Here is a 17,224-nt window from a genome sequence, read left to right as displayed (position 1 = left end):
CCCGTAGAATGGCGCTCATGCCCACAGCCCCGATTGCCACTGATGCTCGCGGAGACTCGCTTATCGAGATCGTGCGCACCGATTCGGCCGGGCTGAGTGAGGCAAGCGCGCGCACGCCGTGCCCGCTTGCGCTCGTGGTGGTCGTCGATGGGCATTCCGGTCGAGTTCTCTTCGGTCTCAATCGTTGGCGGCGATCGTTTGAGCTGCCCGGCGGGATGGTGGAGAATGACGAGTCTTGTAAAAGCGCCGCTTCTCGGGAACTCCAGGAAGAAACCGGAATCACCGTTCCGCAACCGCGGCTCTTGGGATATGCCTACTTTGGGCTGACATCTCCCCCGCGAAAGGAACTCGGGGCCATCTTCTTTGCGCGCGTTTTTGACGGCGTTGCAACACCAAGCGACGAGCTTGTCGAGCTGGCGTGGCGGGTGCCGCTGACGGCGTCCGACAGCCCCGTTTCCCACCTGGACGACGTCATCGCAGCGTGGGCACTCGAGGCAACGGCGAGCTGACACCATGCGCCGCATCGAGCTTCACAACCCCGAAGGGGTGCAATGGATCCCCGATCAGCATTCCGGTGACGGCGTTCTCGTGCTCGCCGGTTCAAGCGGCCGAGTCGACAGTGACCGAGCCAGAAAATTCGCCGATCATGGATGCCGTTCAGAATCGATTCGTTGGTTCGGCGGGCATCATCAGCACGATGGTCCGTGGGAAATTCCGCTTGAGACCTTCCTTGAGCGCATCACTGCGTTGAAGGAGTCATGCGACCGCGTGTACGTCGTCGGCACTTCGTTCGGATCTGAAGCCGCGCTGCTCTGCGGCGCGCATTCCGACGCCGTCAGCGGCGTCGTCGCTTTCGCCCCGTCTGACGTCGTCTGGGCCGGTTTCGACAGCGAACAGCGAGAGACATCTCATTGGACATCAGAGGGAGAGCCACTCCCCTACGTACCTTTCGATTTTCAGTCGAACGCACAGCAGTCACCACCTCGATACCTTCCGCTGTACGAACGATCACGAGCAACGTTCGCCGATCGCATCGCCTCCGCGACGATTCCCGTCGAGCGCATTAAGAGTCTTGTATTGGTAGCGGGCGGTGACGATCAGGTGTGGCCGAGTGTCGCGCACGCTACTCGAATTCGGGATGCGAGAGATGGATGCGGCTACCCGACAGATCTCGTGACCGACGATGCCGCAGGGCACCGCACTATCCTTCCCGGCGAATCTGTCGCAGTAGGTGGAACCGTTATGCACCGCGGAGGTACGGAAACGGCAGACCGTGCCCTCGGATTCGCAGCCTGGGGTGCGATCACGCGAATGCTGGATGCCGACTCGAACAACCCACAACCCTGTTCGCCATAGCTCGCCACTCTCCTGCGTCAACGCACGGTTAGTAGGTCACGCAACCGTTGTCGGTACGCACTCTCCAGACCAATGACGTCGAGAGCATCGCTCGTGTGGATCGCAACATCGTGCACGATTGGCGACACGTCATCAATCCATTCCTCTCGTTGGGCGGAACTCCACCCATACTGACGGTCACCAGTCGGTGACTGGTGCGGAACCCCTGCCATAGCGTGCACGGACTGCGCGTAATCATCAACGACATGTTCCGGCGCCACACCAGCGTTCCCGAGAAGCAAGGCTGTGATCATGCCAGTACGATCACGTCCGGCGCTGCAATGAACGAGGACGCCTGGTCGAGCGTCGGCGATCGCAACCAACGCCGAACGAACAAGTCCCGGGAGAATGCGCCAATTATGCGCCCAATACTCTGGGGAATCGAGCAGAGGAAAACATACTCGCCGAAACTCGGCGTTGTCGTGATCTTCGGTTGGTGCAGAAACAATGGAAACCCCATTATGCGAGCCGTCTCGAACGGACGGATCGGTATCGCGTGACCCCGTCTCGTGAGCGCATCGCAGGTCCACAACAATTGCGAGGCCCCATTGACGCGCGTCGTTCCATCCCGAGTCCGTCAGCCGCTCTCGCCGCGGACCGCGCGCCACGCGGCAGCGAACGGTCACTCCAGTCACTGACAGCGGTGTCCGGAGCCCGCCGAGATCGCGAATATTGACGCCGCCATCCCACTGCAGTTCGCGCATGTGGCAATCGTCATCTGCAGCGCCTCGACTCATTGTCAGATCAGTATCCTAGATTGGCTCGTTGCGGAGCCCGCTTTGGCCATTGCCGTTCGACACGATTGAGCGTGCGGCCGACGCAACAGTCGGCGCGATCAATGTCGGCTCCACATCGTGTCGGGCTAGCTCCGTGACATCAGTCGTGAGCCAGATTGTATTGAGTCCCACACGGCTTCCACCGATGACATCCATCTCCAAACTGTCGCCCACGACCCAACCCGACAGCGGCTCCCCCAACTGCCGAGACATCGATTCGAAAATCTGCGGATCGGGTTTTCGTGCACCAACGACCGATGAGATCGCCCAACCGTCAACAAGTCGGTCAAGGCCCGTTGCACGGATCTTGCCTTCCTGGTTGTCTCGCATGCCATTCGTGACGATGCCGAGCTTCCAACCTTCCGAGCGAAGCACGTCCAAAGCCGCTTTGTCATCGTCTGAGCATCTGACAAGTTCCGGCATGCGGTTACGATACGCGCGCCACGCGTCATCCGCGGTGAGCGCGAGTGAGAACTCCGAGATCACACGGGCAAATACTTCGTCTTTGGGCCGACGATCGTCGAGAGCATCCGCGAGGTGCATTGCCTGGTCGGCCGTCAGATTCCAATCATCGGCGAACTCAGTTGCCCACATCTGAGCTGCCGCCTTCTGATCGACGAGAGTGTCATCCAGATCGAACATGATGAGCGCCATCCGTTCAGACTACTCGTCGGACCCCTGTGTTCTGTCGGAGCCCGCGCTATCGTTGCGAACGGAGGAGACAAACGTGAGCACCGATGACTCAGGGCAATGATGCGCGTGTCACTCACTCGTCAGCACGACGAGCTTCTCTGTGGCTCGCGTCATTGCGACATAGCGATCCACAGCACCCTCGATGCCGGCCCCGAAGGTGTGGGGGTCAATGAGCACGACGAGGTCGAACTCGAGGCCCTTGACCAGCTCCGGCGTCAACGAGCGCACACGATCGGAGCCCGTGAATGAAGGATGCCCGATCACACAGGCCGTTCCCTCATCGTGATGCGCAAGCCACCCTTCGAGAATCGTCGAGAGCTCCGAGGTCACACCGTGCTCAACCTCGATGCCGCTTCGCCGGATCGACGTCGGAACGTTTGCGTCGGGAAGCTCAGCGCGAATAACCGGCTCCGCCTCGACCATGATCTCCTCCGGCGTGCGGTAGTTCACGGTCAGTGATTTCTGAGAGTCATTCGTGATTCCGACACGACTCATTCGCTCCTGCCATGACTCCGTGAACCCGTGGCGCGACTGTGCCCGATCACCGACGATCGTGAAGCTGCGAGAGGGGCACCGCCGAAGCAGCATGTTCCACTGCGCATCCGTGAGCTCTTGAGCCTCATCGACGATCACATGGGCGAACGGACCCGCCAGGCGATCCTGCACAAGCTCGGGCAGAACCGATTCGTCATCGAGGCTGTTCTGCACGTCGCTCCCCCGAAGCATCGTGACGAGCCCTTCGCCGTCGTCGTCTGCAGCAATCAGAACGTCGATCACATCGGCCATGCGCCCGCGCTCCGCTGCCGTAACCGCATCACGCTGGCGCCGGCGCCGAGACTCCTCGTGGTCGCCAATGCGCTGGCGCGCAGCATCCAGCAGGGGAAGGTCCGAGAGGGTCCACGCTCGCGCGTCATCGCGCCGCAGCAGTTCACGCTCCTCACGCGTGAGCCATGGCGCACACAGCTGCAGGTACGCGGGAACCGAGAAGAGGTCGCCCACGACTCCAGCCGGGTCGAGCACGGGCCACGCGCGGTTGAACGTGCGGCGAAGCTGGATGTTCTGAGTAAGCGCAGCACGCACGTGGTCGTCGCCATCACCGAGCTTGCTCGCCAGAATCTCGAGCAGCTCAGTCCATGCCTGCTCCCGACCGTCGTTGTGCCCCAGCCCCGGCTCGACAGCGTCGAAGGCGTCTGCCCAGTCGTCTGGCGTCACCAGAACGTCGCCCTCGTCTGTCTCAACGAGCATTCGATTGTGAGGCGGTTCTTCGTAATACTCCACCGCCGCCTCGATCACAGTTGTCGGGTTGAGTGAAGACTTCAGGTGTGCGACGCGCGAATCGAATTCTTCAACAGCATCCTGCCCCTCGGCGACAAGATCTCTCACTGTGCAGGTCTGCACGCCCTCTTCGCCAAGGCTCGGCAGCACGTCGGAGATGTAGGAGATGTATGGCTGATGCGGCCCGACGAACAACACACCGCCTCGTCCCTCACCTAACCGAGGATCGGAGTACAGCAGATAGGCGGCGCGGTGCAGAGCTACGACTGTCTTGCCTGTTCCCGGGCCTCCGTCGACAATGAGGGCGCCCGACGAGCCGGCACGGATGATCTCGTCTTGGTCGGCCTGGATCGTGCTGAGCACGTCGCGCATACGCGGCGAACGACTGGTGCCGAGGCTGGCGATAAAAGCCGACTGATCATCGAGTGCCGCGCGATTCTCTCCCGTATCGCCGGCAAACACCTCATCCCAGTAGTCGCTCACCCTTCCGCCGACCCACCGGTACCGCCGGCGGCTGCTCAGCCCCATTGGGTTCGCGTGGGTTGCCGAGAAGAACGGCCCAGCTGCCGGAGCCCGCCAATCCATGAGCAGGCGCCGGCCCGCAGCATCGGTCAGTCCAAAACGTCCAATGTATCGGGGCTCGGATTCGCCCTCGACAATCATTCGTCCAAGACACAGATCCATGCTGAAGCGTCGAAACATTCGCAGCCGCGCCTGCAGTCGATGTGCGTCTAAATCACGGTCCATCGCCTCCTGGCCGATACCTCCCGGCGCGAGCCGCACGTCTCTGAGGCGAGCCTCGAGATCGAGAATCGTCTGCTCGAGCGTTGCGGAAACCGCCGCGAAATGCTCCTCGTCAGCGCCAATGAGCGCTGCATCGTTTTTCGCCAAGAGACGATCGGGCAGGTTAAACGCGTTGATTGTCTGAGCCACGATAGACGATTATGTGACACGAGGGGGCCCTTGCCGCAAGCCCCCTGCCGGGGTATAGACTGGTTATGTAAGGACGTACTGCACAGTATCGTGCGCAGACGTCCTTTTGTCATGTCTTACTCGTGTCCGTGTGTCGGCACGGACGGCCGTCACTGTCGCAGTGAGTGCACCAGCCACAGTCCGAGGCTCGAGGTCACGACAACAACGACCGCCAGCCCTGACCACGCGATGTCGTAGCCGCTCGGCACTGCAGACACCGATCCGCTCACCTGGGCCGCCGCGTGCGCGGCACTCGCTCCAGCCACGGCGATCACGACGAGGAGCATCAACGCCGTTGGCACGATCGCCGACACCAGTTTGGCCCGCCTGCTCAGCCGCGTCGACGCCCAGACGAGGGCAAGACCGGCGAACCATCCGAGTAGCGGAATGGCGAAGCCCGCGAAACCATAGATGATCGCTGCCGCTGTCGCGAAAGAGCGCGAGTCACGTCGCCGCACGCCAGACTCCGTGCCCGGCATGCGGGAAACGTGACCGGCAGCGACGTTACTAACCATTAACTCAACCTAGTCGCTTCTGAACATCAGGTCAACGATTCGATACGGCCGTGTGAACGGCGTTGCAGACTCGTTCGCACCGTAAAATGAACGGATGCCGACTTCGCACCATGAGCGCACGCGCGCCGCCTACGATCGCGTCGCGTCTGACTATGCCGACCTCCTGCACACAGAACTTGTTGCGCGCGCCCTACATCGACACCTTCTCGATGACTTCTCTTCCCGTGTTACCGGTCACGTCGTCGATGCCGGATGCGGCCCCGGCCGCGTCGCAGGCTATCTCGCCGGGCGCGGTGTCGACGTCTCGGGCTTCGACCTTTCCCCCGGCATGATCGCCGAGGCCCGGCAACGTCATCCCAACGTAGCCTTTCGCGTTGGCACGCTTGAGAAGCTCGACTATGCCGATGGGTCCCTCGGAGGCATCGTCGCATGGTACTCGATCATCCACACCCCCGAGCACGAACTCTCGACCATCGCCAGCGAGTTTCGACGGGCACTCTCCCCCGACGGAGTGCTCCTCCTCAGCTTTCAAGCCGGAGCATCGCAGAGCGTGCCAATCGCCAGCGCATACGGTCATAACGACCTTGACTACGTTGCAATTCGACACTCGCCCGAGGCCATCATTGCGGCACTCGAGTCGGCAGGGTTCGCCATTGAGCTCAATGCCGTGCAGGCTGCCGCACCGCCAGAGCGTAACCCTCAGGCATACATCGTCGCCACGGTTCCAACGATCGAGGCCCGAGACGTTCACGACACGCGATTGTCAACATCGCGAATTGCGCTGCGCTGCCCAACTCTCGACGATGTCGACGCCATCACCGATGCATGCCAAGACCCCGAAGTACAACGACGCGTTCCTGTTCCTGTTCCCTACAGACGTGAACACGCTGTCGCATACGTCACAACGTTCTGCGAAGACGGCTGGATCACGGGCGAACGATGCACATGGGCACTCGAGGTCGACGGCGCGTTCGCCGGAGTCATTGGACTGGACGACATCGCCGACGGCTCAGCGAATCTGGGCTATTGGATGGCACCCCAGCACCGCGGGCACGGCTACCTCACCGAAGCCGTTGCGGCCGTGCTCAATTTCGCGTTCGACACCCTCGAACTCGAGCGCGTCGAATGGCGTGCGTTCGCCGGAAATCGCGGTTCGGCACGAGTGGCACAACGGTCGGGGTTCCGCTTCGAGGGCGTACGAAGATGCGCTTCACGAGGTCGCAACGGGCGCGAGGACGACTGGGTAGGGAGCATTCTTTCCACGGATGATCGCGCGCAGCAAGCCTGGGCCGTTCTCGACGCTTAGCTCAACGAGCAAGCTCCGCGCGCACGTTGGCCACACGCACCCTGAAGTCCCACGGAACACGGTTCGGCAGGTCGTCAACGTGCCACCAGGCCACATCTTCACTCTCGTCACTGGCCCGCGGCTCGCCCTCTGCCACAGCCGCGAATCCGACGTCCCAATGACGTCTGCATCGGCCAAACGCCGATGCGAGCTCATGACGATTGACATCGAAGGGGGCGTCTGAAAGCATCCGGATGTCGTCGAGTCCGCTCTCTTCGTGCGACTCCCGCCTCGCAGCATCCGCAATCGTGGCGTCGTTGGCTTCGATGTGGCCGCCAAGTTGCACCCAGAACCGCGCCTTCTTGTGAAAACACAGAAGCACCTTCTCGAGGTCCGGTGCGAAGACGAAGCAGCTCGCGGTGACGTGCTCAGGGCCACAATCACGCACAAGCGAGGCCTCCCCCAGTTCCGAGAGAAACGCGAGGTACTCCTGACGGCGATACGTTTGCTCTGCAGAGAGCGGCACCCACGCGGCAAGCTGATGAGAGAGACTTTTCACTCTCGAGAACGACTCTGGCACAGACACGTCACCCAGTATGACCCACAACGCGGGCATCGACCGGACAGGTGGGGAACGATATCCGGTCAGATGCGAGCGTCGTGTTTCGCAGCGCGGCGACGCGCTGACTCAGTCGGCATGCCGAGCTCGTTCAACGGCGACGTGTCATTCGCCACGGGCTCGACCTCGACTGGGCAATTGAGAACTGCGTTGTCGGTCGAGCGATCAACACTGTGATCCGCCATGACATACCCGCAGATCGGACACGAGTCCTCAAGATCCAACTCGTGCATGTCGTCGTAGGGACCGACAGTGGCGGGGCCCATCACGGGTACTAATTTGTCTTCGACCCGTCGGAAGAATCGGTCGTACCTGCCCGTTCCATCACGAGTCTTCTCTGTAGGAACCATGCCCCCATTCTAGCTCATTTTGACAGATTGGTCACAGGTATGCTATTGAGACAAATCGATCTTCGTCATACGGGCGAGACTAGCGACCCATCCGGCCACGTGCTCGTCACGTTCAGCTTCGCTCACAGACCCTGACTCGCTGATTTCGATCGTGGTGCCACCGGCGTGATCATCGAGCAGCCTGACATCCACTTCGAGCGTATGCGTGTCGCCCGCCCATCGCATCGTGAAGGCGAGCTTCTCACCCGGCACGACTTCCGTGATCTGGCCACCGACCGACACATCCGAGGTGACCACACGCCAGCGCTGGCCGACCTCAGCGACAAACTCCACCTCGGTGTCCGACGATGACTCCCAGAACCAACGGCGGATGAACTCTGGTTCGCTCCAGAGTCGCCAGACCTCATGTCGCGGGCGAAGCACGTCGCGAATGACACCGCCGAGCCGTCCCGTACCAGCTCGATCAACCATGATTTCCTTCCACCGTCACTACTCGCCAAAACCGCTTTCAATCAACTCTGCCAGTTGCGTGACCGCTTTGCTGGCCTCGGAACCCTCCGCTGCCAGCTCCACATCACGCCCTTTCACGAGTCCCAATGACATGATTCCGAGAAGGCTCTTTGCGTCCACGCCGTTTACGGTGATGCGCGCATCGAATCCGCTCGCCAGCTTCACAAAATCTGCTGCCGGTCGGGCATGGAGGCCGTCTCGATTGACAAGGGTGACAGTTCGCCGCTCGGGACCACCTAGTCCAGAATTGCTTTCCGCAACGACCGACGGTGGACTGCTCAGTCCACCACGGCCGGCGTGCTCGGCCGCCGACACAACGGCAGCCACGTCGCCGCCCGTCTCAGCGGCCACGGCACCAGCAACGGCACCCTCAACGATGGGCGCGTCGGCGACAGTTATTCGCCCACGCTGGTCGTCATCCATGAAGTCGAGCGCCGTCTCCGTCGTGAGCACAGCCGACCCAAGATCACAGAGAATGACGACACCATCACCCGTGTCAGCGTCGCCGAGCGCAGCTGATACCTTGTCGAAGCTCGTCCCGATACCGTCGTCATCCGTTCCGCCCGCCGCGCACAGCTTCACGGAGGGCGCCATCTGAGCCGCCAAGTCAACGGTGCCCTGCGCGATTTTCGTGCTGTGAGAAACGATCACGAGTCCAACGGTCATTCGGCTTCCTTCGCAGTATCAGCGGCAACGCGCAGGATCAGTGCCGTTGACTGTGCGCCTGGATCTCTGTGACCAACGGCCCGTTCTCCCAGATAGCTCGCACGGCCCTTGTGCGCAACGAGAGGTTCGGTGGCTGCCGCCCCATCTTCGGCGGCCTGTGCGGCGGCCTCTAAGACAGCTCCTGCGGTTGCCCCGGCATCCGCTGCCTTCGATGCCGCGTCAACAGCGGGTGTCCACGCGTCGATCATCGTCTTGTCGCCGAGTTCAGCTTTTCCTCGAAGCACGATTCCGTCGCGTGCTGCCGTCAGCAGGTCGACGATCTCCGCGGGCCCCAACTCATTTTTGCCTGCAACCGCTCCCGATGCCTTCAGAAATGCCGTGCCATAGAGCGGGCCCGCCGCACCGCCGACCGTGGAGATGAGCGTTGATGCAATCAACTTCAGAACGTTGGCGGGAACAGCCTCGTCTGTCGAGTCGTCAACCTTTGCTTTCGCCGCTTGGAAGCCTCGATCCATATTCTCGCCATGGTCACCGTCCCCAATTTCGCGATCGAGTCGTATCAACTCCGTACGATTCTCAGCGATCACCGTGGCGCTCTTGTCCAACCAGGCCCGCACCCATGAAGCATTGACCGTCATCATTTCACTCCGTTTCTCGATCGTCTCTCGCGCATCACGTCAACGTCCCCAGCGAAGTCCTGCCGTCTGCACGGGAGCATCCCAAAGCTCAACAAACTCGCTGTCTAGCTTGAGAACCGAGATCGATGCGCCCTGCATCTCCAACGACGTTGTCACGTTTCCCACATGCTTTCGCGAAACGGTGACTCCTCTGTCCGCGAGGACTTTCGCGGCGTGCCTATAGACGATGTACAGCTCAATCAACGGCGTTCCACCCATGCCGTTCACCAGCAGAAGCGCATTGTCGCCCTTCTCGATGCGCAAGTCGGCGAGAATCGGTTCAAGCAACCGATCGACAATGCGGTCTGCGGATTCAAGAGCGATCTTCTCTCGTCCGGGCTCCCCGTGGATACCGATCCCAATCTCGATTTCATCGTCAGCCAGCTCAAAACTCGGCTCCCCCGCATGTGGAACGACACACGGTGTGAGCGCGACTCCCATTGTGCGAACGTTCGCATTGACACGGCGGGCCATGTCGGCGACCTGAGCAAGCGAGTCACCGCGCTGCGCCGACGCGCCGGCGATCTTCTCCACGAGCACCGTGCCTGCCACTCCGCGCCGACCGGCCGTGAAGAGGGAATCCTGCACAGCGACGTCGTCATCGATAACAACAGATTCCGTCTCAATTCCGTCAGCCTCGGCAAGGTCTGCGGCGGTTTCGAAGTTGAGCACGTCACCCGTGTAGTTCTTCACGATGTGCAGCACGCCTGCACCAGCATCCACGGCCTTCGTCGCGGCAAGAATCGGGTCGGGGGTCGGCGATGTGAATACGGGGCCAGGGACCGCGGCATCCAGCATGCCAAAACCCACGAAACCAGCGTGCAACGGCTCGTGACCGCTGCCTCCACCGCTGACGATTCCGACTTTTCCTGAGACGGGGGCATCTACCCGGACGACGAACGTCGGATCAAACTCTGCACGGACGATGTCTGCGTGCGCGTCGGCGAAGCCTTCGACAGACTGAGCAACAACATCCTTCGGGTCATTGATGAGCTTCTTCATTGGAACTCTCCTTCAGCGTTAGCTGTGCGGGCCGGGGCAGGCCTCCCAATTCAACCTACGCTGTTGCTGCGGCTTCGGGTAGGTCTCACGCCGACCGACGAGCGGATGCTGCGACCCACGCACCGAGTTTCGCTGTCGCCGCGCCGGAATCGACGGCGTCCGTGACGATCTCGAGCTGCTCTGCGAACCGATCGACCATCCGGCGCTCGGACTGAGCCGGGTCTTCTTCGAGGCGGTAGGAGACCATCCCGGCAGCAGCGTTCAACAGGACGATGTCTCGAACGGGGCCTTTCTCTCCGGCAAGCACACGTCGGAGCACATCGGCGTTGAAGTCCGCATCTCCTCCGAGCAGATCGTCGATCGAGGCGAGCGTGATACCCAGGTCTCTGGGGTCGAGATCGTGTTCTGTGACCAGACCACGCGACACCTCCCAGATGTGCGAGTGCCCCGTCGTCGTGAGTTCATCGAGACCATCATCGCCACGGAAGACGAGTGCCGTTGCACCGCGAGTCTGAAACACACCAACGATAAGGGGCACGCGGTCAAGTTGCGCAACACCAACAGCCGAGGCTTCTGGTCGCGCCGGGTTGCAGAGCGGCCCGAGATAGTTGAACACAGTCGGGATGCCGAGTTCGGACCGCACATTTCCCGCGTACCGGAATCCGGGATGGAACGCGGCGGCGTAGGCAAATGTGATGCCCGCCTCCTCAAGAACTCCAACAACATCGTCGGGCTTCAGACTCAGGTCAATCCCCAGAGCTGCGAGTACGTCGCTTGATCCGGATTTGCTGCTCGCTGCCTTGTTCCCGTGTTTGATCACGGGGACTCCCGCCGCCGCAATGATGATCGACGCGGTCGAAGAAATGTTGAACGTTCCGTAGCGGTCGCCACCGGTGCCGACAATGTCGAGCGCCATGGAATCTGCAGGAAGCTCGACAGCCTCAGCAAGAATGGCGTCGCGGAAGCCGACAATCTCGTCGACGGTTTCACCCTTCGCCTGCAGGGCAACGGTGAACGCGGCGATCTGCGCTTCGGTCGCATCGCCCGTCATGATCTGCTGCATCGCCCACGTCGCCTCGGAAACACTGAGGTTTTCTCGCGCCAAAAGCTGAGTGAGGATCTGCGGCCATGAAATTCGATCAGACATGACGCTGATCTTATCGATGTCCCACGGGTGATCAGAACTCAAAGGCGATTAACGGGCGACTTTAAGTGGCACATAAGGGTCATCCGGATGCTCCTCGGCTCGTCGTGCAAAAAATCCCGCCGAATATCGGCCATAATGGAATCGTGACGAGCACCTCAATGAACTATGCCCCCAGCGCAGCTGCGTTGAAGAGGCCGAACGCCGTGATGGTCGGAACCATCGTATGGCTCGGCAGCGAAGTGATGTTCTTCGCTGGTCTCTTCGCCATCTACTTCACACTGCGTTCCACATCCCCCGTCCTCTGGGAGTCTTCGACCGAAGTTCTCAACGTCCCGTTCGCGACAGTGAACACGTTGATCCTTGTATCGTCGTCGTTCACCTGCCAGTTCGGAGTCTTCGCCGCTGAGCGCATGCAATCCCGGGCAACTGGATGGAAGCCAACTCAGTGGGGAATGGTCGAATGGTTCTTCCTCACCTACGCACTTGGCGCCATCTTCGTCGGCGGTCAAGTCTGGGAGTACGCGACACTCGTCAGCGAGGGCATCACATTATCGTCCAGCGCCTATGGTTCGGCGTTCTACTTGACAACAGGCTTCCACGGACTGCACGTGACCGGTGGGTTGCTGGCGTTCCTCTTCGTCATTGGGCGCGCTTATGCCGTCAAGACTTTCGCTCATAAGGAGGCGACCACCGCCATCGTCGTGTCGTATTACTGGCACTTCGTCGACGTCGTGTGGGTCGGCCTCTTCCTCGTCATTTACGTTCTTCAATAGATTTCGGAGCAGACAGCGCGTATGTCACGTTCAGGTATGGCCACGGCGAAGGTGTCTAAGAGAGGGCGTCGTCACCCTCTCGCCAACGTCGCACTCATTGCGATCGGCCTTCTTTTCTCAGGCGGCGCTTACGCTGCCTTCAGCTCCGCCACAGCGTCGGCAGACGAGTCAACAAAGGCTCCGTCATCGCAAGAACAGTTGGAGAACGGCGAAAAACTCTTCGCTGCCAACTGCGCGACGTGCCACGGCATGAACCTCGAGGGTACGTCAGACGGGCCCTCGCTTCTCGGTGTCGGTGAGGCCTCCGTCGATTTCCAGGTCGGCACAGGCCGGATGCCGCTGCAGATGCAGGGCCCGCAGGCACGCGTCAAGCCCAAGCAGTTCACTGAGAGCGACACGGCAGCTCTTGCCGCATATGTCGCCTCGTTTGCACCTGGGCCGGCCGTCCCCGAGGAAAAATACCTCGATGCACAGGGCGACGCGGCAAACGGTGCTGAGTTGTTCCGCATCAACTGCGCCATGTGCCACAACGTCGCTGGTGCCGGCGGCGCGCTCACGGAAGGCAAGTTCGCGCCGCCACTGACTGGTGTCACCGAGGCACACATCTATGAGGCAATGGTCACCGGACCGCAGAATATGCCGGTCTTTAACGATGCCAATCTCTCCCCCGAAGACAAGCGCGACATCATCACTGCACTGAAGTACATGGAGAACACACCATCCGTTGGCGGATTCGGACTCGGCTCGCTCGGGCCCGTTTCCGAGGGCCTGTTCATCTGGATCTTCGGGCTCGGAAGCATCGTCGCGATCACTGTGTGGATCACAGCGAAGTCAAACTAACGCTGGCCGATCACACAAACGAAAACCTGTAAGAAGGAGCAGAATGGCACAGGACGACAACAGCGGCAAGGAGCTCGCCGCTGACGACTCGTCAGCCCACATCGCAGTGCCGGGTGCATCCACCGGCACCGCCGTCGTGGCACCGGATGCGGTGAAGAATCCCGGTCTACCCGCTCACCGGAAGCGCGTTACCGATCTTGACCCGAAGAAGGAAAAGCGCGCGGCACGCACCGTCTACACGCTCTTCTATCTTTCGATCGTCGGCAGCGTCTGGGCCGTCGCCGCGTATATGGCTTTCCCTATCAACCCCGGGGACATGGGGTCTGTGCGACTCAACAACCTCTTCATCGGGCTCGGCATCGCTCTCGCGCTCCTCGCACTGGGAATCGGTGCTGTGCACTGGGGCAAAGCGCTTATGGCCGACGAAGAGGCAATTGATATTCGGCATCCCGTCCGTGGCAGCGATGACACGCGTCAGGCAGCTGTCGAGGTATTCGACGTTGCGAACAAGGAATCTGGTTTCGGTCGACGCTCCATGATTCGCAACACGCTTTTCGGTGCGCTCATTGCCTTCCCCCTTCCGGCTATCGCGCTCTTCCGGGGGCTTGCACCCGAAGGAAAAGACACAGAGCCCGTCGCTCTTCTCAGCCACACCATGTGGGAAAAGGGCACACGCCTCACCCGCGACCCGGATGGTGCGCCGATCAAGGCGGCCGATGTCACCTTTGGTTCCGCCTTCCATGTCATTCCCGATGGGCTCGCCGACATTTCGCACTCCGATGGAATGCTTGAAGAGAAGGCAAAGGCAATTGTCCTCCTGATGCGTCTGCAGCCTGATCAGTTGAACGAGACCGAGGAGCGCAAGTCATGGTCATACGACGGTATCGTCGCTTACTCTAAGGTCTGCACTCACGTCGGCTGCCCTGTCGCGCTGTATGAGCAGCGCACGCACCACCTGCTCTGCCCGTGCCACCAGTCACAGTTCGATGTCACAAACCACTGTGCGGTCATCTTCGGGCCGGCAGCACGTCCCCTTCCGCAGCTTCCGATCGCTGTTGATGGCGAGGGTTACCTCGTCGCACAGAGCGACTTCACCGAGCCTGTCGGACCGAGCTTCTGGGAGCGTCATTGAGTACCACCACAGCAACCACGTCATCCCCTGAGGCTCAGAAGTCCTCCGGGGGATTCACCGCTGCGGCGTCAAACTATATCGACGAGCGCACGAGCATCTCAGCTGCCGTCAAGGAGTTCGGCCGAAAGGTCTTTCCCGATCACTGGTCGTTCCTTCTCGGAGAGGTCGCTCTCTACAGCTTCGTCGTCATTCTGCTATCGGGCTCATTCCTGACGTTCTTCTTCCAAGCGTCAATGGCCGAGGTCCACTACGACGGCTCATATGTTCCGCTCAAGGGCGTCGAGATGTCTGCCGCCATGGCTTCGACGCTTGACATCTCATTCGACATTCGCGGCGGACTGCTCATGCGGCAGATCCACCACTGGGCGGCACTGCTCTTTGTCGCTGCAATCGGCCTGCACATGCTCCGGATCTATTTCACCGGCGCATTCCGCAAACCACGCGAACTCAACTGGGTGATTGGCTTCGTGCTGTTCATCCTCGCGATGGCCGAAGGCTTCACCGGTTACTCGCTGCCTGACGATCTCCTGTCAGGGAATGGCTTGCGAATTATCGACGGAATGGTCAAGGGCATCCCCTTGATTGGCACCTGGACGTCATATCTGCTCTTCGGCGGCGAGTTCCCTGGCGACCAGATTGTCGGCAGGCTCTATACGTTGCATATTCTGCTGTTGCCGGCAATCGTCGTCTTATTCATCGCACTTCACCTGATGTTCGTGGTGGTTCATAAGCACACCCAGTACCCTGGGCCGGGCAAGACACAACGCAATGTCGTCGGCTTCCCCGTCCTTCCGGTTTACGCCGCCAAGGCAGGTGGATTCTTCTTTATCGTCTTTGGCGTCATCGCGCTCATCGCTTCGCTCTTTACGATCAACCCGGTCTGGAACTACGGCCCCTACGACCCGTCACCGGTGTCGGCCGGAACCCAACCCGACTGGTATATCGGCTTTGCCGACGGTGCGTTGCGCCTTGTGCCACCGCACTTGGAGTTCGTCTGGTTGAGCCATACCTGGTCATTCAACATCATCATTCCCCTGCTTGCGCTCGGGCTGTTCATCGTTCTCGTCTTGATCTATCCGTTCGTCGAGGCCTGGATCACTGGCGACAAGCGCGAGCACCACTTGCTCGACCGCCCGCGCAACGCGCCGACCCGCACCGCTATTGGCGCAGCCGGAGTCACGTTCTACGCGGCTCTTTGGGCAGCGGCAAGCTCTGACCTGATCGCGACGCATTTCCAGCTCACCATGGAGGGCGTTATCCATGGTCTTCAGGCGATGCTGATCCTCGGGCCGATCGTTGCGTATTTCGTCACGAAGCGTATCTGCCTGGCACTTCAGAAGAAGGACCGCGAGATCGCGCTACACGGGTACGAATCAGGACGCATCGTGCGGCTTCCCGGCGGGGAATACATCGAGGTTCACCAGCCCGTCGATGAATACGAACTCTGGAAGCTCGTGAGCCAGGACAGCTACAAGCCGCTCATGATCCGCCCAAACTCACGTGGAAAGATCACGACCGGTCAGCGATTCCGCGCTGCCCTGTCCCGGTGGTTCTTCGAAGACCGCATTTCTCCGGTCTCGCAGGCTGAAATCGAGCAGTCGCACGACCACCACTGACAACGCAGGTTCAGAGGGCCGGGTCACGATTCGTCGTGACGCGGCCCTCTTTCTTGTAGAGAACCAGCCGCAAAACCAGTGCCGTGCGCTTCGTGCCATACGGGGGTGCACTCGAAGCATCACCATGGAGTCTCCCCCGAGATGTTATATGGACATCGTTGAGGGCATAGCGCTGCCGATGCAATTGAAGGCGACGGTTCGTGCCGTTGGCAAGGCGTGAAACGAGAGTCTCGGTCAAGCCCGAGCTTGTTTGTTGCGAACGCCAGCTTCGACCGTTGCGGCGATACCGTCACATGTTCACGGCCACTAGAGCTCGTTGACGAGCGACGTCTTGGTATCGACATTAATGAACAAGGAGTCTGTCGAGGCGACGGCTGCCGAATCAATCGAGAGCCCGCCTGGTATGGAATTGCGTTGTTCAACGGCCTCAGGAAGTTGCCTGAGGGCCGTGCACAGTGTCGCGTACACCTCGAACCACACCCCGAACCGGCCGCGGAGAAAGCGATGAGGCGGCGAATCCGAAGAATCGCCGCCTCATACCATTCGTGTGACGTGCGTCAGCGCGCGAAATAGCCTCTGTAGTACTCGAAGACCCAACCCACGAGGGCAATCACGATAAGTGGGACGGCGATGTACGAAATCCAGAACCCGACAGCGAGCCCGATAAGCACAAGGCCAGCAGAACCGGCGAGAAAAATCGGCCACCAGCTCCACGGGCTGAAGTGCCCGAGCTCCGGGTCACCGTCGTCAATGTTGGCATCGACCCGGTCTTCAGGGAGAACGCCTCCCTGATTACGGTGCACAAGGCCGAGGTAGAACGCGATCAGGCCGCCGAGAACTCCCACGAGAGCAAGGGCAATCGTTCCGGCCCACTCAATGCCTGCCTGAAGGGGATCAAGAATGCCCCACACGGCATACATCGCGCTGACGATGAAGAAGAAGACACAGATAATCCAAAAAATCCTGATATTTGCGACCATC

19 protein-coding genes are annotated in these 17,224 nt (G+C 60.5%); 7 read left to right on the top strand and 12 right to left on the bottom strand.

Translation table 11 applies throughout. The features are described 5' to 3' along the window. Positions 1 to 17 precede the first annotated feature (17 nt). Positions 18 to 509: an NUDIX hydrolase gene (locus HCR76_RS07735; RefSeq protein ID WP_166989725.1), complete on the top strand. Its 492-nt coding sequence runs from the start codon at positions 18 to 20 to the stop codon at positions 507 to 509. A gap of 4 nt (positions 510 to 513) precedes the next feature. Beyond that, positions 514 to 1,356, top strand: coding sequence for an acyl-CoA thioester hydrolase/BAAT C-terminal domain-containing protein (locus tag HCR76_RS07730; protein WP_166989723.1), 843 nt, complete (start codon positions 514 to 516; stop codon positions 1,354 to 1,356). 17 nt (positions 1,357 to 1,373) lie between these two features. Here HCR76_RS07730 and HCR76_RS07725 read toward each other — a convergent pair whose 3' ends face one another. The 4 genes from HCR76_RS07725 to HCR76_RS07710 form a co-directional block, all read right to left on the bottom strand. Then, complete coding sequence (locus tag HCR76_RS07725) at positions 1,374 to 2,099, bottom strand: tyrosine-protein phosphatase (protein ID WP_166989721.1); 726 nt, start codon at positions 2,097 to 2,099, stop codon at positions 1,374 to 1,376. A 48-nt stretch (positions 2,100 to 2,147) separates the two neighbouring features. Continuing rightward, on the bottom strand, positions 2,148 to 2,825 hold the full coding sequence (locus HCR76_RS07720; RefSeq protein WP_166989719.1) for an HAD family hydrolase: 678 nt from the start codon (positions 2,823 to 2,825) through the stop codon (positions 2,148 to 2,150). Between the two features lie 108 nt (positions 2,826 to 2,933). Then, positions 2,934 to 5,075, bottom strand: coding sequence for an RNA polymerase recycling motor ATPase HelR (gene helR / locus HCR76_RS07715; RefSeq protein WP_166990374.1), 2,142 nt, complete (start codon positions 5,073 to 5,075; stop codon positions 2,934 to 2,936). A 146-nt stretch (positions 5,076 to 5,221) separates the two neighbouring features. Continuing rightward, positions 5,222 to 5,626: a hypothetical protein gene (locus HCR76_RS07710; RefSeq protein WP_166989717.1), complete on the bottom strand. Its 405-nt coding sequence runs from the start codon at positions 5,624 to 5,626 to the stop codon at positions 5,222 to 5,224. Between the two features lie 94 nt (positions 5,627 to 5,720). On the opposite strand from HCR76_RS07710, the gene HCR76_RS17570 reads away from it, so the two are divergent. Next, a complete protein-coding gene (locus tag HCR76_RS17570; RefSeq protein WP_244971519.1) occupies positions 5,721 to 6,932 on the top strand; it encodes a GNAT family N-acetyltransferase in 1,212 nt (403 codons plus the stop codon). A 1-nt stretch (position 6,933) separates the two neighbouring features. On the opposite strand, the gene HCR76_RS07695 is transcribed toward HCR76_RS17570, so the two are convergent. The 7 genes from HCR76_RS07695 to trpD form a co-directional block, all read right to left on the bottom strand. Beyond that, a complete protein-coding gene (locus HCR76_RS07695; protein WP_235934046.1) occupies positions 6,934 to 7,497 on the bottom strand; it encodes an NUDIX hydrolase in 564 nt (187 codons plus the stop codon). Between the two features lie 59 nt (positions 7,498 to 7,556). Next, positions 7,557 to 7,880, bottom strand: a complete 324-nt coding sequence (locus HCR76_RS07690; protein ID WP_166989713.1) for a hypothetical protein — start codon at positions 7,878 to 7,880, stop codon at positions 7,557 to 7,559. A 42-nt stretch (positions 7,881 to 7,922) separates the two neighbouring features. After that, complete coding sequence (locus tag HCR76_RS07685; protein WP_166989711.1) at positions 7,923 to 8,351, bottom strand: SRPBCC family protein; 429 nt, start codon at positions 8,349 to 8,351, stop codon at positions 7,923 to 7,925. Between the two features lie 18 nt (positions 8,352 to 8,369). Then, complete coding sequence (dhaM, locus tag HCR76_RS07680) at positions 8,370 to 9,056, bottom strand: dihydroxyacetone kinase phosphoryl donor subunit DhaM (RefSeq protein WP_166989709.1); 687 nt, start codon at positions 9,054 to 9,056, stop codon at positions 8,370 to 8,372. Next, entirely contained in the window at positions 9,053 to 9,694 is a 642-nt protein-coding gene (gene dhaL, locus HCR76_RS07675) for a dihydroxyacetone kinase subunit DhaL (RefSeq protein ID WP_166990367.1), read from the bottom strand. The genes dhaM and dhaL overlap by 4 nt, the downstream gene beginning before the upstream one ends. 39 nt (positions 9,695 to 9,733) lie before the next feature. Continuing rightward, positions 9,734 to 10,735: a dihydroxyacetone kinase subunit DhaK gene (gene dhaK, locus HCR76_RS07670; protein WP_166989707.1), complete on the bottom strand. Its 1,002-nt coding sequence runs from the start codon at positions 10,733 to 10,735 to the stop codon at positions 9,734 to 9,736. 85 nt (positions 10,736 to 10,820) lie between these two features. Then, positions 10,821 to 11,882, bottom strand: a complete 1,062-nt coding sequence (trpD, locus tag HCR76_RS07665; RefSeq protein WP_166989705.1) for an anthranilate phosphoribosyltransferase — start codon at positions 11,880 to 11,882, stop codon at positions 10,821 to 10,823. A gap of 158 nt (positions 11,883 to 12,040) precedes the next feature. Between trpD and ctaE the strand changes: the two genes are divergently transcribed. Genes ctaE through qcrB form a run of 4 tightly spaced genes read left to right on the top strand, consistent with a single transcriptional unit; the run spans position 12,041 to position 16,243 of the window. Further along, positions 12,041 to 12,655, top strand: coding sequence for an aa3-type cytochrome oxidase subunit III (ctaE, locus tag HCR76_RS07660; RefSeq protein WP_166990364.1), 615 nt, complete (start codon positions 12,041 to 12,043; stop codon positions 12,653 to 12,655). Positions 12,656 to 12,691: 36 nt separating this feature from the next. Next, complete coding sequence (gene qcrC, locus HCR76_RS07655; protein ID WP_166990361.1) at positions 12,692 to 13,495, top strand: cytochrome bc1 complex diheme cytochrome c subunit; 804 nt, start codon at positions 12,692 to 12,694, stop codon at positions 13,493 to 13,495. A gap of 43 nt (positions 13,496 to 13,538) precedes the next feature. Beyond that, the gene (gene qcrA / locus HCR76_RS07650) at positions 13,539 to 14,627 is read left to right on the top strand and encodes a cytochrome bc1 complex Rieske iron-sulfur subunit (RefSeq protein WP_166989703.1); all 1,089 of its coding nucleotides are present in this window, start codon (positions 13,539 to 13,541) and stop codon (positions 14,625 to 14,627) included. After that, positions 14,624 to 16,243: a cytochrome bc1 complex cytochrome b subunit gene (gene qcrB / locus HCR76_RS07645; protein ID WP_166989701.1), complete on the top strand. Its 1,620-nt coding sequence runs from the start codon at positions 14,624 to 14,626 to the stop codon at positions 16,241 to 16,243. Before qcrA ends, qcrB begins: the two co-directional genes overlap by 4 nt. A gap of 557 nt (positions 16,244 to 16,800) precedes the next feature. Here the strand turns inward: qcrB and HCR76_RS07640 are convergent. Then, complete coding sequence (locus HCR76_RS07640) at positions 16,801 to 17,223, bottom strand: cytochrome c oxidase subunit 4 (RefSeq protein ID WP_166989700.1); 423 nt, start codon at positions 17,221 to 17,223, stop codon at positions 16,801 to 16,803. Between the last annotated feature and the right edge of the window lies 1 nt (position 17,224).

It is taken from the genome of Paramicrobacterium chengjingii, assembly GCF_011751765.2.
Classification (GTDB): Bacteria; Actinomycetota; Actinomycetes; order Actinomycetales; family Microbacteriaceae; genus Paramicrobacterium; species Paramicrobacterium chengjingii.
This window is presented reverse-complemented; position numbering and strand designations above follow the sequence as displayed.